At 71.3% G+C, this 18,168-nt stretch carries 15 protein-coding genes and 1 pseudogene; 13 read left to right on the top strand and 3 right to left on the bottom strand.

What is annotated here, in order from left to right:
* Positions 1-264: 264 nt before the first annotated feature.
* Positions 265-1,179: a MerR family transcriptional regulator gene (locus D1369_RS39270; RefSeq protein ID WP_007379675.1), complete on the bottom strand. Its 915-nt coding sequence runs from the start codon at positions 1,177-1,179 to the stop codon at positions 265-267.
* Between the two features lie 144 nt (positions 1,180-1,323).
* Here D1369_RS39270 and D1369_RS39265 point away from each other — a divergent pair, with 144 nt between their 5' ends.
* The 6 genes and pseudogenes from D1369_RS39265 to D1369_RS39240 all read left to right on the top strand — a co-directional run bounded on the left by D1369_RS39265 (position 1,324) and on the right by D1369_RS39240 (position 6,690).
* On the top strand, positions 1,324-1,944 hold the full coding sequence (locus D1369_RS39265) for an L-threonylcarbamoyladenylate synthase (RefSeq protein ID WP_020120131.1): 621 nt from the start codon (positions 1,324-1,326) through the stop codon (positions 1,942-1,944).
* A gap of 126 nt (positions 1,945-2,070) precedes the next feature.
* Entirely contained in the window at positions 2,071-2,826 is a 756-nt protein-coding gene (locus D1369_RS39260) for a dienelactone hydrolase family protein (protein WP_007379677.1), read from the top strand.
* 149 nt (positions 2,827-2,975) lie between these two features.
* On the top strand, positions 2,976-4,385 hold the full coding sequence (locus D1369_RS39255; RefSeq protein WP_007379678.1) for a DEAD/DEAH box helicase: 1,410 nt from the start codon (positions 2,976-2,978) through the stop codon (positions 4,383-4,385).
* Positions 4,386-4,479: 94 nt separating this feature from the next.
* Positions 4,480-4,990 (top strand): annotated as a pseudogene (locus D1369_RS39250) (SAM-dependent methyltransferase).
* A 168-nt stretch (positions 4,991-5,158) separates the two neighbouring features.
* Positions 5,159-5,851 (top strand): 2-phosphosulfolactate phosphatase, encoded by a 693-nt coding sequence (locus tag D1369_RS39245; RefSeq protein WP_037898756.1) that lies wholly within the window; start codon positions 5,159-5,161, stop codon positions 5,849-5,851.
* Positions 5,852-5,919: 68 nt separating this feature from the next.
* On the top strand, positions 5,920-6,690 hold the full coding sequence (locus D1369_RS39240) for an alpha/beta fold hydrolase (RefSeq protein ID WP_037898758.1): 771 nt from the start codon (positions 5,920-5,922) through the stop codon (positions 6,688-6,690).
* Positions 6,691-6,723: 33 nt separating this feature from the next.
* Here the strand turns inward: D1369_RS39240 and D1369_RS39235 are convergent, their stop codons facing one another.
* Entirely contained in the window at positions 6,724-7,506 is a 783-nt protein-coding gene (locus D1369_RS39235; protein ID WP_007379681.1) for an SDR family oxidoreductase, read from the bottom strand.
* A gap of 270 nt (positions 7,507-7,776) precedes the next feature.
* Here D1369_RS39235 and D1369_RS39230 point away from each other — a divergent pair, with 270 nt between their 5' ends.
* The 3 genes from D1369_RS39230 (at position 7,777) to D1369_RS39220 (ending at position 11,391) form a co-directional block, all read left to right on the top strand.
* Positions 7,777-8,655: an MHYT domain-containing protein gene (locus tag D1369_RS39230; RefSeq protein WP_007379682.1), complete on the top strand. Its 879-nt coding sequence runs from the start codon at positions 7,777-7,779 to the stop codon at positions 8,653-8,655.
* A 107-nt stretch (positions 8,656-8,762) separates the two neighbouring features.
* Positions 8,763-10,271: a metallophosphoesterase gene (locus tag D1369_RS39225; protein ID WP_007379683.1), complete on the top strand. Its 1,509-nt coding sequence runs from the start codon at positions 8,763-8,765 to the stop codon at positions 10,269-10,271.
* A 91-nt stretch (positions 10,272-10,362) separates the two neighbouring features.
* Positions 10,363-11,391, top strand: coding sequence for an LLM class flavin-dependent oxidoreductase (locus D1369_RS39220; RefSeq protein WP_007379684.1), 1,029 nt, complete (start codon positions 10,363-10,365; stop codon positions 11,389-11,391).
* Positions 11,392-12,035: 644 nt separating this feature from the next.
* Here the strand turns inward: D1369_RS39220 and D1369_RS39215 are convergent.
* On the bottom strand, positions 12,036-13,001 hold the full coding sequence (locus D1369_RS39215; protein WP_118082991.1) for a TauD/TfdA family dioxygenase: 966 nt from the start codon (positions 12,999-13,001) through the stop codon (positions 12,036-12,038).
* 534 nt (positions 13,002-13,535) lie between these two features.
* On the opposite strand from D1369_RS39215, the gene D1369_RS39205 reads away from it, so the two are divergent.
* The 4 genes from D1369_RS39205 to D1369_RS39190 are packed head-to-tail and all read left to right on the top strand — an operon-like array spanning position 13,536 to position 18,152.
* The gene (locus D1369_RS39205; protein WP_007379686.1) at positions 13,536-14,945 is read left to right on the top strand and encodes an extracellular solute-binding protein; all 1,410 of its coding nucleotides are present in this window, start codon (positions 13,536-13,538) and stop codon (positions 14,943-14,945) included.
* Positions 14,942-15,898, top strand: coding sequence for a sugar ABC transporter permease (locus tag D1369_RS39200; RefSeq protein WP_007379687.1), 957 nt, complete (start codon positions 14,942-14,944; stop codon positions 15,896-15,898). The genes D1369_RS39205 and D1369_RS39200 overlap by 4 nt, the downstream gene beginning before the upstream one ends.
* 14 nt (positions 15,899-15,912) lie before the next feature.
* Positions 15,913-16,788, top strand: coding sequence for a carbohydrate ABC transporter permease (locus tag D1369_RS39195; RefSeq protein WP_202476909.1), 876 nt, complete (start codon positions 15,913-15,915; stop codon positions 16,786-16,788).
* On the top strand, positions 16,785-18,152 hold the full coding sequence (locus D1369_RS39190; protein ID WP_118082989.1) for a glycoside hydrolase family 32 protein: 1,368 nt from the start codon (positions 16,785-16,787) through the stop codon (positions 18,150-18,152). Before D1369_RS39195 ends, D1369_RS39190 begins: the two co-directional genes overlap by 4 nt.
* Positions 18,153-18,168 lie beyond the last annotated feature (16 nt).

Here is an 18,168-nt window from a genome sequence, read left to right as displayed (position 1 = left end):
GGAGCAAGGCGGGGTGATCGAGTTCGCCGGTCGGCGTTCGAGGACGGGTTCGGCGCCATGGGCGTTCCGGCGACGAGGGTTCCGCTGGCGTCCTGGAGCGCGGCCGTGGCGTCCACGGTCTCCGCCCACGTCGGGGCTCCGGCACCCCGTTCCGCCTGGCCCCCACCCGCCCGGGGTGGCTGGAGAGGGTGCGGATCTGGAGGTGTACGTCGAAGACAGCCGGTCCGGGAAACGAACCCCGTGCCTCCGCCCACACCCCGCGCACTACGCCGTCCGCACCCGGAGCGCCGTCGTGAACCAGACGAGGGCCGGGGTGAGGGGGATCGGCGGGGGCCATGCGTTGATGAGGGCGAGGAGTTCCAAGTAGCGGTCCCTGCGCGGATCGTGGGCGGATTCCAGGCGGCTCAGCAGATGGCGGCGCAGGGCGGTGTCGTCGGGGCGGTCCAGGGTGCGGGCGCAGTGTGCGCAGAGCGCCGTGACGACGGGGTCGGCCTCGGGGGACTCCGGCGCGATCCCTGCGTCGAGGGCGGGTTCCGCGTGGTCCCGGGCCAGAGCCACGACGTCGGGGCTCGGCGGCGTGAAGACGTCGGAGCGGTGAGCCTCAGCGATGCGCCGCAGCCCGGCGCGGAAGTCCGGGTCATGGGTGAGTTCGGCCAGCTCGATCCACGCCTCCAGCTGTCCTTCCGTGGGCCGGTCGGGGAGTTCCGGGGTCATGGAGCGGCGGCCGGCCGCGTTGCCGGGGTTCGGGAACACGGCATCGAGGAAGTCGTCGATCAGGCGTCGGCGTTCGGTCTCGGACAGTCGGGCCAGTTCGTGCATGCGGTGGGTCTCCTCGGGTGTGGGTCCGCGTCGCGCCACGGCGGTCAGCACGGCCCGTCTCAGCCGCAGGATGCCGATCTGGGCGTCCAGCGCCGCGGCGTGCTGTGCGGCGACCTCGTCGAGGGCCAGTTCACGGTCGAGGATCTGCCGGATGGCGTCGAGACCGAGGCCGAGTTCGCGCAGCGTCCGTACGAAGGCGAGCCGGGCGACGGCCTCGGGGCCGTAGCGGCGGTAGCCGGCGTGGGTGCGGTCGGCGGGGGGCACGATGCCCTCGTCGGACCAGAAACGGATCGTCTTCACTGTCAGCCCGGTCTGCCGGGCCAGGTCACCGATCGAGTGGAGCGTGCCGCCGTCGTCCATGACCTCATCCTGCGGTCTCCCCTTGCGGGAGACTCAACCCGGGCGCACGCGAAAGGAGTGGCAGGGGGCGCGAGCCTCCCCGTCGCCGCTCGGCGCCACCCCGGCCTGCGTCGCCGCCGCGCACCGACGGCATAAGCTCGACGGATGGCGAAGTACTTCGACGTGCACCCCGACAACCCGCAGCCCCGCACCATCTCCCAGATCGCCGAGAGCATCCGGTCGGACGCGCTGATCGCGTATCCGACCGACTCCTGCTACGCGCTCGGGTGCCGGCTGGGCAGCCGTGACGGCATCGACCGGATCCGGACCATCCGTCATCTGGACGACCGGCACCACTTCACTCTCGTCTGCCAGGACTTCGCGCAGCTCGGCCAGTTCGTACGGGTCGACAAGGACGTGTTCCGCGCGATCAAGGCGTCGACGCCCGGCAGCTACACCTTCATCCTCCCGGCGACGAAGGAGGTGCCGCGCATGCTCCAGCACCCGAAGAAGAAGACGGTCGGCGTGCGCATCCCCGACCATGTCGTCACCCAGGCGCTGCTCGCCGAGCTCGGGGAGCCGCTCTTGTCGAGCACCCTGCTCCTGCCCGACGAGGAGGAGCCGATGACCCAGGGCTGGGAGATCAAGGACCGACTCGACCACGTCCTGGACGGCGTCGTCGACTCCGGCGACTGCGGCACCGAACCGACGACGGTGATCGACTTCTCGGGCGGCGAGGCGGAGATCGTGCGACACGGTGCGGGTGATACCAGCCGGTTCGAGTAAAGCGGCGCTCAAGCGCGAGGGGGCCACGGCGGCCGGTTGGATGGCGCGTGCAACGATGTGGCCGGCCCGGTTCCGCCACCGGGTCGGCGACCTGCTCGCCGTCGCACGCGCAGAGAGGTAACCCCCATGACCTCCGTACAGGGAACCGCCGTCGACGTCCCCACCGAGGACGGCGTCGCCGACGCCTATCTGGCCCACCCGGGTGACGGTGTGCCCCGGCCGGCCGTTCTGCTCTTCCAGGACGCCTTCGGGCTGCGCCCCCAGCTGAGGTCCATGGCCGACCGGCTCGCCGAGGCCGGCTACACCGTCCTCGTCCCCAACGTCTTCTACCGTCACGGGCGCGCACCGGTCTTCGAGCTGCCGGAGTTCATCGATCCCGGCGCGCGGCCGGAGATCTTCGAGAAGATCGGGCCGGTCATACAGGCGCTGACGCCCGAGCTCGCCATGCGGGACGCCGGGGCGTACCTGCGCTGGCTGGCCGACCGTCCCGAGGCCACCGACGGCCCGGTCGCCCTCACCGGCTACTGCATGGGCGCACGGCTGTCCCTGCTCACCGCCGGCACCTATCCGGACCGGGTGGCCGCGGCGGCCGGATTCCACGGCGGGCGCCTGGCGACCGACGCTCCGGACAGCCCGCACCTGGTGGCCGGGCGCATCACCGCCGAGCTGTACTTCGGTCACGCCGACGGCGACCCGTCGCTGCCTCCCGAGCAGATCGAGCGTCTCGCCACCGCGCTGACCGAGGCCGGGGTCCGCCACCGGTGCGAGGTCTACGACGGCGCCCCGCACGGTTTCACCCAGGCCGACACCGCCTCGTACCACCGCGAGGGCGACGAGCGGCACTGGGCCGCGCTGCTCGATCTGCTCAAGCGCACGTTCTAGGAACGCGTCGGTGCGGCCCGGGCTGTCGACCAGGGCTGCACCTTCGTCACGCCTGGACGCCCATCACTTTGTGTTACCGTCTAACGTTTGCGCGCTCATGACTTCCTGCCGGGCCTTCCTCGGTACGTCCCCTCTGCGGAAGGCTCTTCATGGACCACCCCGACCTCCCGGATCACTCCGATCACTCCGATCACCCCGACCGTCGCGGCTCAGACTCCCCGGCCGCCTCCTTCGCCGACCTGGCGCTCCCGGCCCCGGTGCTGCGCACCCTCGGCGAGCACGGGGTGCGCGAGCCCTTCCCGATCCAGGCGGCCACGCTGCCCGACGCCCTCGCGGGACGCGACGTCCTGGGGCGCGGGCGCACCGGATCGGGCAAGACGCTCGCGTTCGGCCTGCCGCTGCTCGTCCGGACGGCCGGGCAGCGCGCGGAGGCGAAGCAGCCCCTCGCGCTGATCCTGGTGCCCACCCGGGAGCTCGCCCAACAGGTCAGCGAGGCACTGGCGCCGTATGCCGAGGCACTCGGGTTGCGCATGGCCGCGGTCGTCGGCGGCATGTCGATCGGCCGGCAGATCGCCGCGCTGCGGGACGGGGCCGAGGTCGTCGTCGCCACCCCCGGCCGCCTGCACGACCTCGTCGAACGCAAGGCCTGCCGCCTGGGGCGGGTGCGGATCACCGTCCTCGACGAGGCCGACCAGATGTGCGATCTGGGCTTCCTGCCGCAGGTCACGGAGGTCCTCGACCAGGTGCGGCCCGAGGGTCAGCGGATGCTGTTCTCGGCCACCCTGGACCGCGATGTCGACCAGCTGGTCAGCCGCTACCTCCACGATCCCGTCGTCCACTCGGTCGACCCGTCCGCGGGCGCCGTCACGACGATGGATCACCATGTCCTGGTCGTCCACGGCCCCGACCGGTACGCCGTCACGACGGAGATCGCCGCCCGCGACGGCCGCGTGCTGCTGTTCCTGGACACGAAGCACGGTGTCGACCAGCTCACCCGGCATCTGCGGGGCAGCGGAGTGCACGCCGCGGCCCTGCACAGCGGCAAGTCCCAGCCGCAGCGCACCCGCACTCTCGCCCAGTTCAAGAACGGGCAGGTCACCGTCCTGGTCGCCACCAACGTCGCCGCCCGTGGCCTGCACGTCGACGACCTGGACCTCGTGGTGAACGTCGATCCGCCCACCGACGCCAAGGACTATCTGCACCGCGCGGGCCGAACCGCCCGGGCGGGTGAGTCCGGACGGGTCGTCACCCTGGTGCTGTCGGGCCAGCGCCGTGAGACGAGCCGCCTGATGGCCGAGGCCGGCATCGAGCCGACCGTCACCAAGGTGCGCTCGGGCGAGGCGGAGCTGAGCCGGATCACCGGGGCCAAGGCTCCCTCCGGCACCCCGCTCGACGGCGGACCCGCCGTGCCCCGGCCCAAGAACACCAACGCCCCCTTCCGCGGGCTGGGCACCAGCAAGGACACCGCCCGCGGCACCGGCGGCAAGTCCCGCAAGGCCGGTGAGGCCCGCAAGCTCGCCGAAGCCCGGAGGGCGGCCCAGGTACGTCGCGGCGGCTGACACCCGTTGGCCCGCGTCGGCGCGTACTGGATGTGCCGGGACATAAGTTGTGGCGTGCAGGATCAACGCCTCGGCTGAAGGACGGACCCGCCTCATGACCGACCCGGTGACGACGCCCGAGCCGACGGGCCGTCCGGAGATCGACACCTCGGTGCCGCACTCCGCGCGCATCTGGAACTACTGGCTCGGCGGCACGGACAACCACCCCGTCGACAGGTCGGCCGGCGACGCCTACACCGCCGTCTTCCCCGGCATCGTCACGATCGCCCGTGGCATCTGGTCTCCGAGGCGGGCACAAGGCAGTTCCTCGACGTCGGCACCGGTCTGCCGACCGCGCAGAACACCCACGCCCGTTCGATCGTCACCCGGCTCATGGGCGCCCTGCCCTCGGGCAGTCACCTCTGCCTCAACGACGGCTCGCTGGGCGTCGACCCGTCTTCGAGCAGGCCCCGGACGCCTACAACAACAGCGGCGCCGTCCCGTACGTCGACGGCCTGGAACTCGTCGCCCCCGGCGTCGTCCCGGTCACACGGTGGCGTCCGGACCCCGGCTCCCCCACCCCGGACGTCGTGGCCGAGCACGGCGGCCTGGCCCGCAAGCCGTGACGGGAAGACACGGCGACCGGATCCCGTGACAAAGGCCCAGCTCGCCTTTCGGTCGGCGAGCCCGGGCGCTGACCTCGCTCACCGGACGACGGATGCGCTGTCGACAGTGCTGGGCGGCGCTGCGAAAATCCCCGACGAGTACGGCCGCGCTGGTGCACCATGTGCCGGATGCGCTCTCACTTCCTTGGCATACCGGAGTTGACGCGGACTCCTGCCGTCGCCGTCGTCATCGATGTCCTCCGCGCGTTCTCGGTGGCCGCATGGGCCTTCGCCGGGGGCGCCGAGAAGATCGTCCTGGCCTCCTCGGAAAACGAGACCCTGGAGCTGAAGGCCCGTCACCCGGGCTGGCTGGCCCTCAAGGACGGTGCGCCCGCACCCGGCTTCGACGCGTTCAACTCCCCGGCCATGCTGGCGACGCACGACCTCCCCGGCCGCACGATCGTGCAGAAGACGACCTCGGGGACCGTGGGCGCCCTGGCGGTGGCCGACGCCCGGCTGCTGCTGTGCGCGAGTTTCGTCGTGGCCGGCGCGACCGCGCGGCTGCTGCGGGAGCACGGCGCGGAGGAGGTGACGTTCGTCGTCACCGGCGAGGAGGGGCGGGCCGAGGAGGATCGCGCGTGCGCCGAGTACATCGGGCGGCGCGTGGAGTCCGCCGAGGTGGACGCGGAACCGTATCTCCATCGTGCGCGCGACTCCCGCTGGGCGGCCGAGCTGGCGCAGGATGCGCGGCGCGGACTGCCTGGGGTCCACCAGGACGACGTCCGCCTCTGCCTGGAGGCCGACCGGTTTCCGTTCGCCATGGTCGCGCGTCGCGAAGGCGCCCTGATGGTGCTGCGGTCGGTACCCGCCCCGCCCGGGTGACACCGGACCGATGACTTCGGCGTCCGCGCAAGGTCTTCCTCGCATACGACTTCCGCAGAACGGATGTGATGACCGTGCCGAACAGTTCCGCATACGCCAAGGTCAACGGCCTGGAGATGTACTACGAGACCCACGGCACCGGACCCGGCCAAGGCCGCCCGCTGGTGCTGCTGCACGGCGGTGCCCTCACTGTCGGCCTGACGTTCTCCGCCGTACTGCCCGCCCTGGCCGCCGACCGGCCCGTGGTGGCTCCCGAGCTGCAAGGGCACGGCCACACCGCCGACACCGACCGCGAGATGACGGTGCCGTATCTGGCCGCGGACGTGGTGGGGCTGCTCGACGAACTCGGCATTCGGCAGGCCGACTTCCTGGGGTTCAGCCTCGGCGGTCTGGTCGCGTTGGAGATCGCGGTCCGGCACCCGGAGCGCGTGGGACGGCTCGCGCTCGCCGCCACCATGTACACCCAGGACGGGGTCCACGACGACGTCCGCGTCCCGGACTACGGCTCGCCCCGGCTGCCCAGCCAGGACGACTTCCAGGGGATGGCCGACGCCTACGCGGTCACCGCACCCCACCCCGGGCACTTCCAGGACTTCCTCGCCAAGGTCTCGGCGGCCGCGCACGCCCCGCTGCCCTGGACAGCCGACGACCTGCGCGGACTGCGGATGCCCACACTGCTGCTCGTCGGCGACCGCGACTTCGTGCGCGTGGAGCACGCGGCCGAGATGCAACAGCTGATCCCCGAGGCACAATTGGCCGTCCTTCCGGCCACCACCCACATGACCCTCATGCAGCGGACGTCCCTGTTGCTTCCCCTGCTGGGCCAGTTCTTCGCGTGACCACCGACAGGCATACAAGCAAGCAGAACGGCCTTAGTCCAAGCCCCCGTTGCTCTTCAGCAGCTGCCCGTTGACCCACTGCCCCTCCCGCGAGCACAGGAAATCCACCAGGTGGGCGGTGTCCTGCGGGGTGCCGAGGCGGCCGAGCGGTGTGGCGTCGAGGCAGTGCGCGCGGAACTCCTCGGTCATCCAACCGGTGTCGACGGGCCCGGGGTTGACGACGTTGGCGGTCACGCCGAGGTGGGCGAGCTCGTGGGCGGCGGCCAGGGTGATGCGGTCCATGGCCCCCTTGCTCGCCCCGTAGGGCAGGTTCCCGACGGTGTGGTCGCTGGTGAGGCTGACGATCCGCCCGGTACCGCGCTCCGCGCTGAAGCGGCGGCCGAACTCACGGATGAGCAGCCAGGTCGCGCGCGTGTTGACGGCGAAGTGCCGGTCGAAGCTCTCGACGGTGGTGTCGAGCAGGCCGGAGTCGACCGACTCGCAGTGGCTCAGCACCAGCGCGGTGACGGGGCCGAGCCGCCGCTCCGTCTCGTCGAAGACGCGGGCCGGCGTCTCGGGGTCGGCGAGGTCCGCCTCGATGGCGGCGCCGGCCGCGCCCCGCTCGGACAGACTCGCCTCGATCGTCTCCGGAGCGCCGGGCTCGGCGCCCCAGGGCATGCGGGCGTCGTACGGGTTCCAGTGGGTGAACGCGATGTCCCACCCCGAGGCCGCCAGCCGCCGCGCGATCCCGGCGCCGATGCCGACCGTGCGGCCCACGCCGGTGATCAGGGCGAGGGGACGGGGGACGGGGGGCGGCTGTTGGGTGCGAGGGGTCACGGGGCGGGATCGTTCACGAACGGCGGCGGCCCGGCAACCGCTTTTCCTCGTCGAACGGGATCACCCGCCCCGAAATGCTGAAAAGTGCTCAACTCTGGCACACTCGCGAGGCCCTGGAGCACACTTGGCCGGAACTCGCCCTCATATGACTAGAGTTCAACAGCGCTCCTCGGCAGTTCATTGCTTACCCCCGGTAATGCCTTGCTTTACCCGATCCCCAGCCGTAACCCTTCCTCCACAACCGGCCAGAACTCTGGGGGGAGTTGGCTTATGGAAGGCACGGTCGACGGGTTCCGCTACGGTGCGGTGACCCCGGTCGCCGCCTATCTCATGGCGTGCCTCGGAGGGGCTCTGGGGCTGCGCTGCATCGTGCGCACCCTGCTCAGCGCCCAGTCGTGGAAGGCGGGCTGGCTGGCACTGGGCGCCGCCTCCATCGGCTGCGGCATCTGGACGATGCACTTCATCGCCATGATCGGTTTCCAGGTCGTGGAGACCCGGATCCGCTACGACGCCGGGCTCACGGTCCTCAGTCTCGCCGTGGCCGTCGTCGTCGTGGGCATCGGTGTGTTCATCGTCGGCTATCGCGGCGCCAGCCCCCTGAACCTGTCCTTCGCGGGCGCGGTCACCGGCCTCGGCGTAGCCGCGATGCACTACCTGGGCATGGCGGCACTGCACCTCAACGGAACGATCCGGTACGACGCGGCCGTCGTCGCGCTCTCCGTGGTCATCGCGATCGTCGCGGCGACCGCGGCACTGTGGGCGGCCGTCACGATCCGCGGTTTCCTGACGAGCCTCGGGGCCAGCCTGATCATGGGCGTGGCCGTGACGGGGATGCACTACACGGGCATGGCCGCGGTCAGCGTCCATGTGCACGACGGGACCGGCGGGTCGTGGGCCGGTGGTTCCCCCTCCTCGCTGCTGCTGCCCATGCTCCTGGGACCGGCGATCTTTCTGCTGCTGGCCGGAGTGGTGGTCATGTTCGACCCGCTCCTGGTGCTCGGCGACGGCGACTGGAACCGCGCCTCCGCCTCGACCGCGCCCACCGCACGGCCGTCCGACCCGCCCTTCGAGGATCAGGAGCCCAGGGTGATCCACGCCCGCGCACCGCAGGATCCGCACTGGGCCGCACCACACGGCCCGCAGAGGTGAGAGTCACGCGCCTGGAGCCCCACGGATCCGGTGATGTCCCAGAAGACAGGCCGCCGTAGACCACTCCCCCTTCCCGGCCGGTTCTAGATCGTTGTTACGGTGCACCGGTGTCTGACTCCTCACGCGATACCGCCGAAGGCGCCGGCTGGGGCTCCGCTCGACTCGGCGAGTACAAGCGGCTGATGCCGCCCAAGGTCGAGAAGATCTCCTGGCTGAACCCGAGGACGCTGTGGGCCGCCCGCAACGGCGTGCTCGCCTCCTGGTTCGGGGACCCCACGGGCCGTACCCGAAGCCGCTGGGTCGCGCAGCGCGCGGCGGCCGGCGCCCCCGCCGACAAGGTGATCCGGCGGGCGGATCCGGAGCGGTTCTCGTTCATGGTCATCGGCGACACCGGCGAGGGCGACGATCCCCAGTACGCCGTCGTGCCGGGATTTCTGAGGGTCAGCCAGGACACCAGGTTCGCGGTCGTCGCCAGTGATGTGATCTACCCGGTGGGCAGCGCGGACGACTACGGCACGAAGTTCTTCCGGCCGTACCAGGACTATCCGGCGCCGATCTACGCGATACCCGGCAACCACGACTGGTACGAGGATCTCGGCGCCTTCATGCGCGTCTTCTGCGACGACGCCCCGCCCCTGGACCCCGAGCCCGCGCCCCGCCCCCTGACCCGTGCCTGGCTGCGTTCCCTGCTGTGGCACCGACCGCGCGCGAACGACGGTCAACACCTCGACGAGGCACGCCGGTTGCGGGCGGAGCCCACCCAACAGGCCGTCCAGCCGGGCCCGTACTGGGCCGTCGACGCCGGACCGTTGCGGATCATCGGCATAGACACCGGGCTGCTCGGCGCCCTCGACGCCGAACAGGGCGGCTGGCTGCGCGAGGTCTCCCGGGGCCCGCGCCCGAAGATCCTCATCACGGGTTCGCCCCTGTACGTGGACGGCGAGCACCACCCGTGCGCCATCGAGGGCGGCGGCACGGTCGACGACATCGTGCGCGACCCGGAGCACCACTACGTCGCGGCGATAGGCGGCGACATCCACAACTACCAGCGCTATCCGGTCGACGTGGCCGGCCGCACCATCCAGTACGTCGTCTCGGGGGGCGGCGGCGCGTTCATGCACGCCACGCACACCATCCCGCACGTCTCGGTCGCGAACGTCACCGAGAAGGACTTCCGCTGCTATCCGCTGCGCGGCGACTCCCTGGCCTTCTACAGCAGGCTGTACGGCCGCCGGCTGCACCTGCGCCGCTTCTTCACCCTCACCGAGGCCGAGGCCACCGCGGTGATCGCCGAGCGCCTCGGCATCCCGCCCACCCGCGTACCGGGCGAGGCACCCCGCATCACGTTCCGCATCCGTCTGGTCGCCAGTCTCCTGGGCGCGGGCCGCCGGCCCGACCGCACCTCGCGGTTCCGCCTCCCGGTGCGCAAGATCTACACACAGCTGTTCTCGCCGAGCTCGGCGACGTACAGCCCGCCGTTCTTCAAGTGCTTCCTGCGGCTGGACGTCACCCCGGAGGCGGTGCGTCTGCGCTGCTTCGCGGCCACCGGCAACCTGGCCCAGGAGATCGACCCGCCGGTCGAGGACGAGGTGATCATTCCCCTTACCCGATCTTGACCCGAGGGGCCCGGCGGTCGGGAACATCACGTGACAGGGCCGGGTTGGCACTGCCGTACTACTTGATACGTCAAACAACCCGGAGGAGCCCGTGCCGTCGACCCCCCGCCCCCTGCGCAAGCTGGGCTTCCTGGCCATCGGCCTGTTCGACGAGGCGGATCCGCGGCGCGGCCACGAGTCCACGCTGGAGATCATCGAGCTGGGCGAGCGGCTCGGCTTCGACAGCGCGTGGCTGCGCCACCGGCATCTCCAGTACGGCATCTCCTCCCCCGTCGCCGTCATGGCGGCGGCCTCCCAGCGCACCAGCCGGATCGAGCTCGGCACGGCGGTGATCCCGCTCGGCTGGGAGAACCCGCTGCGGCTGGCCGAGGACCTGGCGACCGTCGACATCCTGTCCGGCGGGCGGGTCAACCCCGGCGTGAGCGTGGGTCCGCCGATGCACTTCGACGAGGTCAAGGGGGCGCTGTACCCGGACACGGCCGACGTCGAGGACTTCTCCTACGAGCGGGTACGGCGGCTGCTGGACCTCGTGCGGGGCGAGCCCGCCAGCGACTTCAGCGGGGTGCAGGGCTTCGAGGTCTTCTCGGACCGGGTGCAGCCGCACTCTCCCGGCCTCGGCCGACGTCTCTGGTACGGCGGCGGCAGTCTGAGCTCCGCCCGCTGGGCCGGCGAACACGGCATGAACTTCCTGACCAGCAGCGTGGTCAAGGCGGAGGACCGGGAAGGGCCGTACGACTTCGCGGAGATCCAGCTCTCGCACATCCGCTCCTTCCGTGCCGCCCACCCGGACGGCGAGGAGGCCCGCGTGTCCCAGGGGCTCGTCGTCATCCCCACCGACTCGGCCGCACCGGAGCAGCGCGCGAAGTACGAGGAGTACGCGGCCCGGCGCACCCCCCGTACCGCGTCACCGCAGGGTCCGGCGCGATTGATGTTCGCGCCGGACATCGTCGGCACGTCGGAGGAGATCGCCGAGCGGCTGCACGCACACGCCGCGTTCCGTGAGGTGGACGAGGTGGCGTTCGCCCTGCCGTTCACCTTCGAGCACGAGGACTACGTCCAGATCCTCACCGACATGGCGGTCAAGCTGGGTCCGGCGCTGGGGTGGCGACCGGGCGGGTAGCTCTTCCCACCCTGCCGCCACCCGACCACGTGCCGCCGGAGACGGCAGCAACTCCGGCCAGGGCTTGCGTGGCACCCACCTGCACTCCGGCCGACCGCACGACACGCGGCCCTGTACGGTCCCTGCGCCGGCGAGCTCGCCATGCCACGAGGTGGACGCCGTCGCCGCGCACGGGGTCGGGGGGGGCGACGGCCCGGATGTCCGGAACACCACCCGCAGAAGCGGGCAGCCGCGTCCACAGAGCCCCGCGCGCGCCGTCACCGCACACCGGGCTGGGGCGACGGCCCGCGCGGCCCAAAACACCGCCCGCAGAAACGGGCAGCGACGCTGGTGCCCCGGGCTGACCGCAGACCAGCAACCGACGCGACCCAGACTCCGGCTGCTGAGGAAGCCTCATATTCAGCCGTTCGAGCGGGCCGGGCCATCGGCGCCCCGCCCTGGCCCTGACCAACGGCCTTCCCATGCCCCGTCTCCGCCCGGCCCGCCGACCCACGGCCCACCGGCCCACCGGCCCACCAGGGCCAGATCCCCGGCGCCCCGGCAGACCGCGGACCTGGTGCCCCCACCCACGCCACCCACTCAGCGACCCGACCGCTCCAAGCCATCGGCCCCCGCCCCGGCCGGCTCACCCCACGCCCCTCACCTCACCAGCGCCCGACTCCCGTCCCGGTGATCCCCTCCGACCGCTCCCCGTCCACTCCCACCGGCACATCCCCCGCCAACATCACCCGGTGCATGGTCCGGGGGAACCCGAGGTGGGCGTTGTCGGCGGGGGCCAGGTGAATGGTTGCGCGGTTGTCCCAGAAGGCCACGCTGCCCGGCTCCCAGCGGAAGCGGACCGTGTACTCGGGCCTGACCGCCTGTTCGAGGAGCATGTCCAGGATCGCCCGGCTCTCGGCGCGGGAGAGGTCCGCGATCTGCTCGACGTAGTAGCCGTTGACGTAGAGGATCCGCTCCCCGGTCTCGGGATGGACCCGTACCAGCGGGTGCAGGGAGGCCACCTGGTGGTCCAGAAGGTGACGGACGTAGGCGTCGTCGCCGGGCCGGGGCTGGTAGCCGACGCCGAGCCGGTGCTCCACGCGCAGGCCGTCGACGAACGCCCGCACCGGGGCGGACAGTCCGGCGTAGGCGGCCGCGAGGTTGGACCAGGTGGTGTCGCCGCCGTACGGAGGGACGGTCTCGGCGCGCAGAATCGTCGCCGCGGGCGGGTCGACGCGGGCGCCGTGATCGCAGTGCCAGCCGCGCAGCAGGGTGTGCCGTCGGCGTTGCAGCCACTCCTCGTGCTCCATGCCGAATTTTTCGCCCAGTTCCAGCCGGTCCGCGGTCGTCTCGACCTCCGGGAACTGTGCGGGCGAGGCGCTGCCGCGCTTGCGCAGAACGACGGGCTCGCCGAACCTGCGGGCGAACGCGACGTGCCCTGCGTGGTCGAGCTTCTGCCCCCGGAAGAACACCACCTTCCAGCGCAGCACCGCGGCGCGGATCGCGCCGACCACCCGGTCGTCGAGGTCGCCGGCCAGGTCGACACCGGTGATCTCGGCTCCGATGTGCCCGGCCACCGGGTTCACCTCGATGCCCGCGTCCCGCTCCGCCGTGCCCTTGTCCGTCGTCATGCGTGCTCCGTTGATCGCCGGCGTCCGTCCGCATTCCGTGCCCCACGGGCACGTCACCCAGGTTGACTGCCCAGCGTGGCCGTTGCCTCAACTCCCCAGGAGCCCCGTGCCTTCGTACGGCGTCTCCCCACACCTGCCGCAAGCCGGTGACGGAGGCCCTCCGGGCCGACGAGCACTGGCGGCTCGACGCGGTCGGCACCGAGTCCCGGCTCCCGGCGGTCGTGATGCTGCAACCGCGCGGCCACTACGACCTCCGCGCCCTGCCCGCCGCGCAGGCGGCCGAGCTCGGCCCCCTCCTGGCGGGTGGAGCGGGCGGTCCCCGGCCTCGACGGCTTCGCCCGCGTCCACGTCAACCGCTGAGGCGACGGCGCCGCCCACCTCCACCTCTGGTTCCTCGCCGCCGAGGGCGGCACGGCCCACACCCTCTGACCTAACCCGTTAAAGGTCAAGGCGTGCACCACCCTTGACAGGGCCGTGACGGCCTCACCATCATCTGGGCGTCAACCTTGAGCTAACACGAGTTAGGCACGCTGGATGACCGACTCGCACCTCACCCGTCGCACCCTGCTGCGGTACGGCGCCTACGGCGCGGGCGCCGCCGCGCTCGCCGGTACCGCCGCGAGCTGGGACCGGCTCACCGGAGCCGACATCCCCGGCCGCGACGACGGCTCCCTCGTCGTCGCCACCCTCGGACCCGCCTACGGCCCGGAGGCGATCCGCACGCTCACCGAGGGCTTCAAGAAGCTCCACCCCGACATCAAGCTGCGGATCAACGCGGTGCAGGCCACGGACTGGTCGGACTTTTTCGCGAAGATCCTCACCCAGATCGCGGCGGGCACCGCCCCCGACCTCGTCTACGTCGCGACCGAGGGCGTCCAGCTCTTCGCGCAGCGCCTCGGCGTGGCCCTCGACAAGTGGGTCAAGCGGGACGCGGCCGAGCTGCGCGAGTACTTCGCCGACGTCCACCCCTCGCTGGTGGAGTCGATGATGTACGAGGGCAGCCTCTATCAGCTGCCGGTGGAGTTCAACGCGGCCGACATGTACCTGAACAGCCAGGTGCTGAGGCGGGCGGGCGCGGGCTTCCCGGCGGCCGACTGGACCCGCGACGACTTCACCGATCTGCTGCGGGACATGAAGAAGTCCAGCGGCTCCCAGTTCACGCCCTACTTCTGGACCAACCGCCTGTGGGGCGGGGTCGTCCCGTGGCTGTTCGCCAACGGCACCAACCTGCTCGCCGAGTCGAAGGCGCCGGGCGGCGCGTGGCTGTGGGACGGCTTCTACCCCGGCGCCGAGCGCCAGGGTCGTGGAGGCGGCTTCCGGTGGACGACCCCGCAGGCCACGGACGCGCGGGTCGAGGAGTCGTACGACTATCTCGCCTCCCTGATCCAGGAGGACCTGTGCACCCGCCCCGAGGGCGGCAACGGCCAGAACCTCATCGGGGTGTTCTCCACCGGTCGGGTCGGTGTGACCCCGGCCGGCGGCTTCTGGGCGGGCGGTCTGCACCTCGCCGGGATGCAGCCGGGCAGCTTCGACGTGCAGTACTTCCCCCGCTGGCGCACTCAGCGCATGCAGTTCGGCGCCGCCGGCTACGCGCTGCTGCGCACCTCGAAGAGGCAGGACGAGGCATGGGAGTTCATCAAGTTCGCGGCCCGCAGGGACACCCTGATGCGGCTCTTCGAGACCAACCAGACGACCCCGGCCCGCCGTTCGATGCTGTCCGCGGACCGCTACCGGGAGACCGGCCCCCGCCACTGGCAGGTCTTCTACGACACCCTCGACAAGTTTCCCGACACCGGGCCGATCCCGGCGCCGCCGCAGGTGGCCGAGGTCGAGCAGGTGCTGCTGAAGCACACCGGGACCGCTCTGGCCTCCCGGCGTTCGGTGGCCCCCGCGCTGCGCCGGATGCAGAGCGACCTGGAGAAGGCCATGGAGCGTGACGTATGACGAACACTCAGATTCCCGCGGTACGACCCTCACGGCCCGCAGCCGCGCCCGTCACCGGAGCCGCACAGCCGTCGGTCCGTGACCGTGGCACCCGGCTGCTGGCCACACTGTTCCTGGCGCCCACCATCGTCGGCATCGTGGTCTTCACGGTCGTACCGATCGTCGGCTCGGTCGTGCTGAGCCTCTTCCACTGGAACGTGATCGACTCGCCGAGCTGGGCCGGGACCGCCAACTACCGTGAGGTCTTCACCGATTCGACCGTCCTGGTCTCCTTCCGCAACACGCTCGTCTTCATGGTGCTCGCGGTGGCCCTCCAGCTCCTGATCGCCCTGGTCCTGGCGCTCGCGGTGAACCGGCGGATGCCCATGTGGCTGCGCTCGGTGTTCCGGTCGGCGTTCTTCTTCCCGCTGGTGCTGTCGGCGGCGTCGATCTCGGTGGTGATGAAGTACCTCTTCAACCAGGACTTCGGAGTCGTCAACTGGGTGCTCGGGCAGGTCGGGATAGCCCCGGTGCCGTGGCTGACGTCGGAGAACTCGGCGATGGCGGCGGTGATCCTGGTCTACGTCTGGCAGCAGTTCGGGTTCTCGTTCCTGCTGTTCGTGGGCGGCCTGAACAACATTCCCAAGGAGATCCACGAGGCCGCCTCCCTGGACGGGGCGACCGGGCTGCGCAAGCACCTGCACGTGACGCTGCCGCTGCTGTCGCCGACCCTGCTGGTGGCGACCGTGGTCGGGGTCATCAACGCACTCCAGGTCTTCGAGCAGCCGTACGTCCTGACCAACGGGGGGCCCGGCGACTCCACCCGGACCGTCGTGATGGTCATCTACGAGTCGGCGTTCGAGCAGCTGCGCTTCGGCGAGGCGTCCGCGGTGGGCGTGCTGCTGTTCGTGCTGATCATGGCGGTCACCGCCCTCCAGTTCCGGCTCAGCCGGCGTTTCGTCCACTACCAGTGAGCCGGGTGAGTCCCTTGAGCCAAGCGACCCTGAAGACCAGCCCCGCGCCCCTGTCCATCAGCCGTGCGCGGCACTCGCTCGCCCCCTGGGCGCGGATCGCCGGCCTCGCGGCCTGTGCGCTGCTGACCCTCGGCCCGGTCATCTGGACGGTCTCCACGTCCCTGCGCACTCCGGCCGAGTCCTTCGACCTGCCCCCGAAGATCATCCCGACGCACCCCACGGCCGAGTCCTACCGCGGGGTCTTCGACCAGATCGACGTGTGGCTGCTCGCCCTCAACTCCACGCTGGTGACGGCCCTGATCGCGGTCGGCCAGATGGTCACCGCGGGCCTCGCCGGGTATGCGTTCGCGCGGCTCGACTTCCGTTTCAAGAAGTCGCTGTTCGCCCTGGTCCTCGCGACCATGATGGTCCCCCTGCAGGTCACGATCGTGCCGGTGTTCCTCGTGCTCAAGTCGCTGAGCCTGACCGACACCCTGCTCGGCCTCATCATCCCGGCGTTCCCCACCGCCTTCGGCACGTTCCTCATGCGCCAGTACTTCCTGGGCATGCCGAAGGACCTGGGCGAGGCGGCGATGCTGGACGGCGCGGGGCCCTGGCGGACCTTCCGGTCCGTGTACGCGCCACTGGCCACGCCCGGGCTCGCGATCGTCGGCGTCCTCGCCTTCAACTACCACTGGAACGAGTTCTTCCGGCCGCTGATCCTGGAGACCTCCGGACAGAACTACACCCTGCCGCTGGGCCTGGTCTCGCTCCAGGGCAACCTCGGCACCGGCTCCATCTCGGTGGTTCTCGCCGGTGTCGTGCTCTCCATGATCCCCGCCGTGGCCGTGTTCCTCGTCGGCCAGCGCCCTCTCCGCGAGGGCATCACCTCCGCAGGAGTCAACCGTTGAGCCCTGACCCCGACGCCCCGCGTTTCCGGGTCCGTCCCCCCGTCCACTGGATCAACGACCCGAACGGCCCCTTCCGTTGGCGCGGCCGCTACCACCTCTTCTACCAGCACAACCCGGATGCCCCGGTGCACGCGAATGTCCACTGGGGCCATGCCTCCAGCCCCGACCTCGCCCACTGGGAGCACCATCCGATCGCGCTCACCCCGACGCCCGGCGGCCCGGACGAGGCGGGCTGCTGGTCGGGGTGCGTGGTGGACGACGACGGGGTGCCGACGGCCGTGTACACGGGGGTGGACCGCACCCACTCGGGACTGGGCTCGATCTGCCTCGCGGTGGCTGAGGACGACGATCTCGTGGCGTGGAAGCCGCTCCCGGTACCGGTGGTGTCCGATCCGCCGGCGGGCCTGGACGTGACGATGTTCCGTGACCCGTTCGTCTTCCGCTTCGGCGGACGGCGTTGGGCGCTGGTGGGCGCCGGGCACGCGGACGGCACACCGTCGGTGCTGGTGTACGACTGCGAGGACCTCCACGACTGGCGGTTCGCCGGGGTGTTGCTGGAGGGCCGGGATCCGCTGACGGCCGAGGCCTTCGGGCCGGGGGCGACGGGGTGGGAGTGCCCGCAGCTGGCGCGGACGCCCGGGGGCGAGTGGCTGCTGGCGGTGGCGCTGTGGGACGGCGACCCGCGGGGGACGGCGTATGTGACGGGCCGGCTGACCCAACTGCCGGGCGGCGAACCGAGGTTCGTCCCCCGGCACGGCGGCCGCCTCGACCATGGCCGTGACTTCTACGCCCCCTCCGTCCTCCAGGACACCGAGCGGGACCGGGCGTTGCTGTGGGGCTGGTCCTGGGAGGCACGTCCGCAGCAGGATGTCGACCGGGCGGGCTGGGCCGGGGTCCTCACGGCGCCCCGAGTCGTGGACGTGCACGAGGACGGCTCACTGCGGGTGACGCCGGCGCCGGAGCTCGAACTGCTACGCTCCACCGCCCTGTTGGGGCCGGGACCGCTCCCCGACGCGTACGACCTGACGGTGACCGCGCGATCGCCCGCCACCGTGAGCCTGCTGCGGGCGGCCTCGGGAGCCGAGCTCACGGTGCGGCTGGATCCCGCGGCGGGCACGGTGACGCTGGACCGCTCGGGGTGGCCCCGGTCGCGGTCCGACGGATCGGCTCCACTGGTCGTGCGACTCCCCGAAGGACCACTGACCGTGCGCGTCCTCGTCGACGGCTCCCTGCTCGAACTCTTCGCCGGGGAACGGGCGACGGTCACCGAGCGGGTGTACCGGCGCCCCGGGGACACCGCCGAGCTGACCGTGTCGGGGGACGGAATCGAGGTGGAGTGCCGGCCTCTCGTGCCCGAGGCTTGAGGACCCGGCCGGGAGG

This window comes from Streptomyces sp. CC0208, assembly GCF_003443735.1.
In the GTDB taxonomy this organism is placed as follows: Bacteria; Actinomycetota; Actinomycetes; order Streptomycetales; family Streptomycetaceae; genus Streptomyces; species Streptomyces sviceus.
The sequence above is the reverse complement of the archived record's forward strand: the minus strand, read 5'-3'. Positions and strand labels throughout refer to the sequence as shown.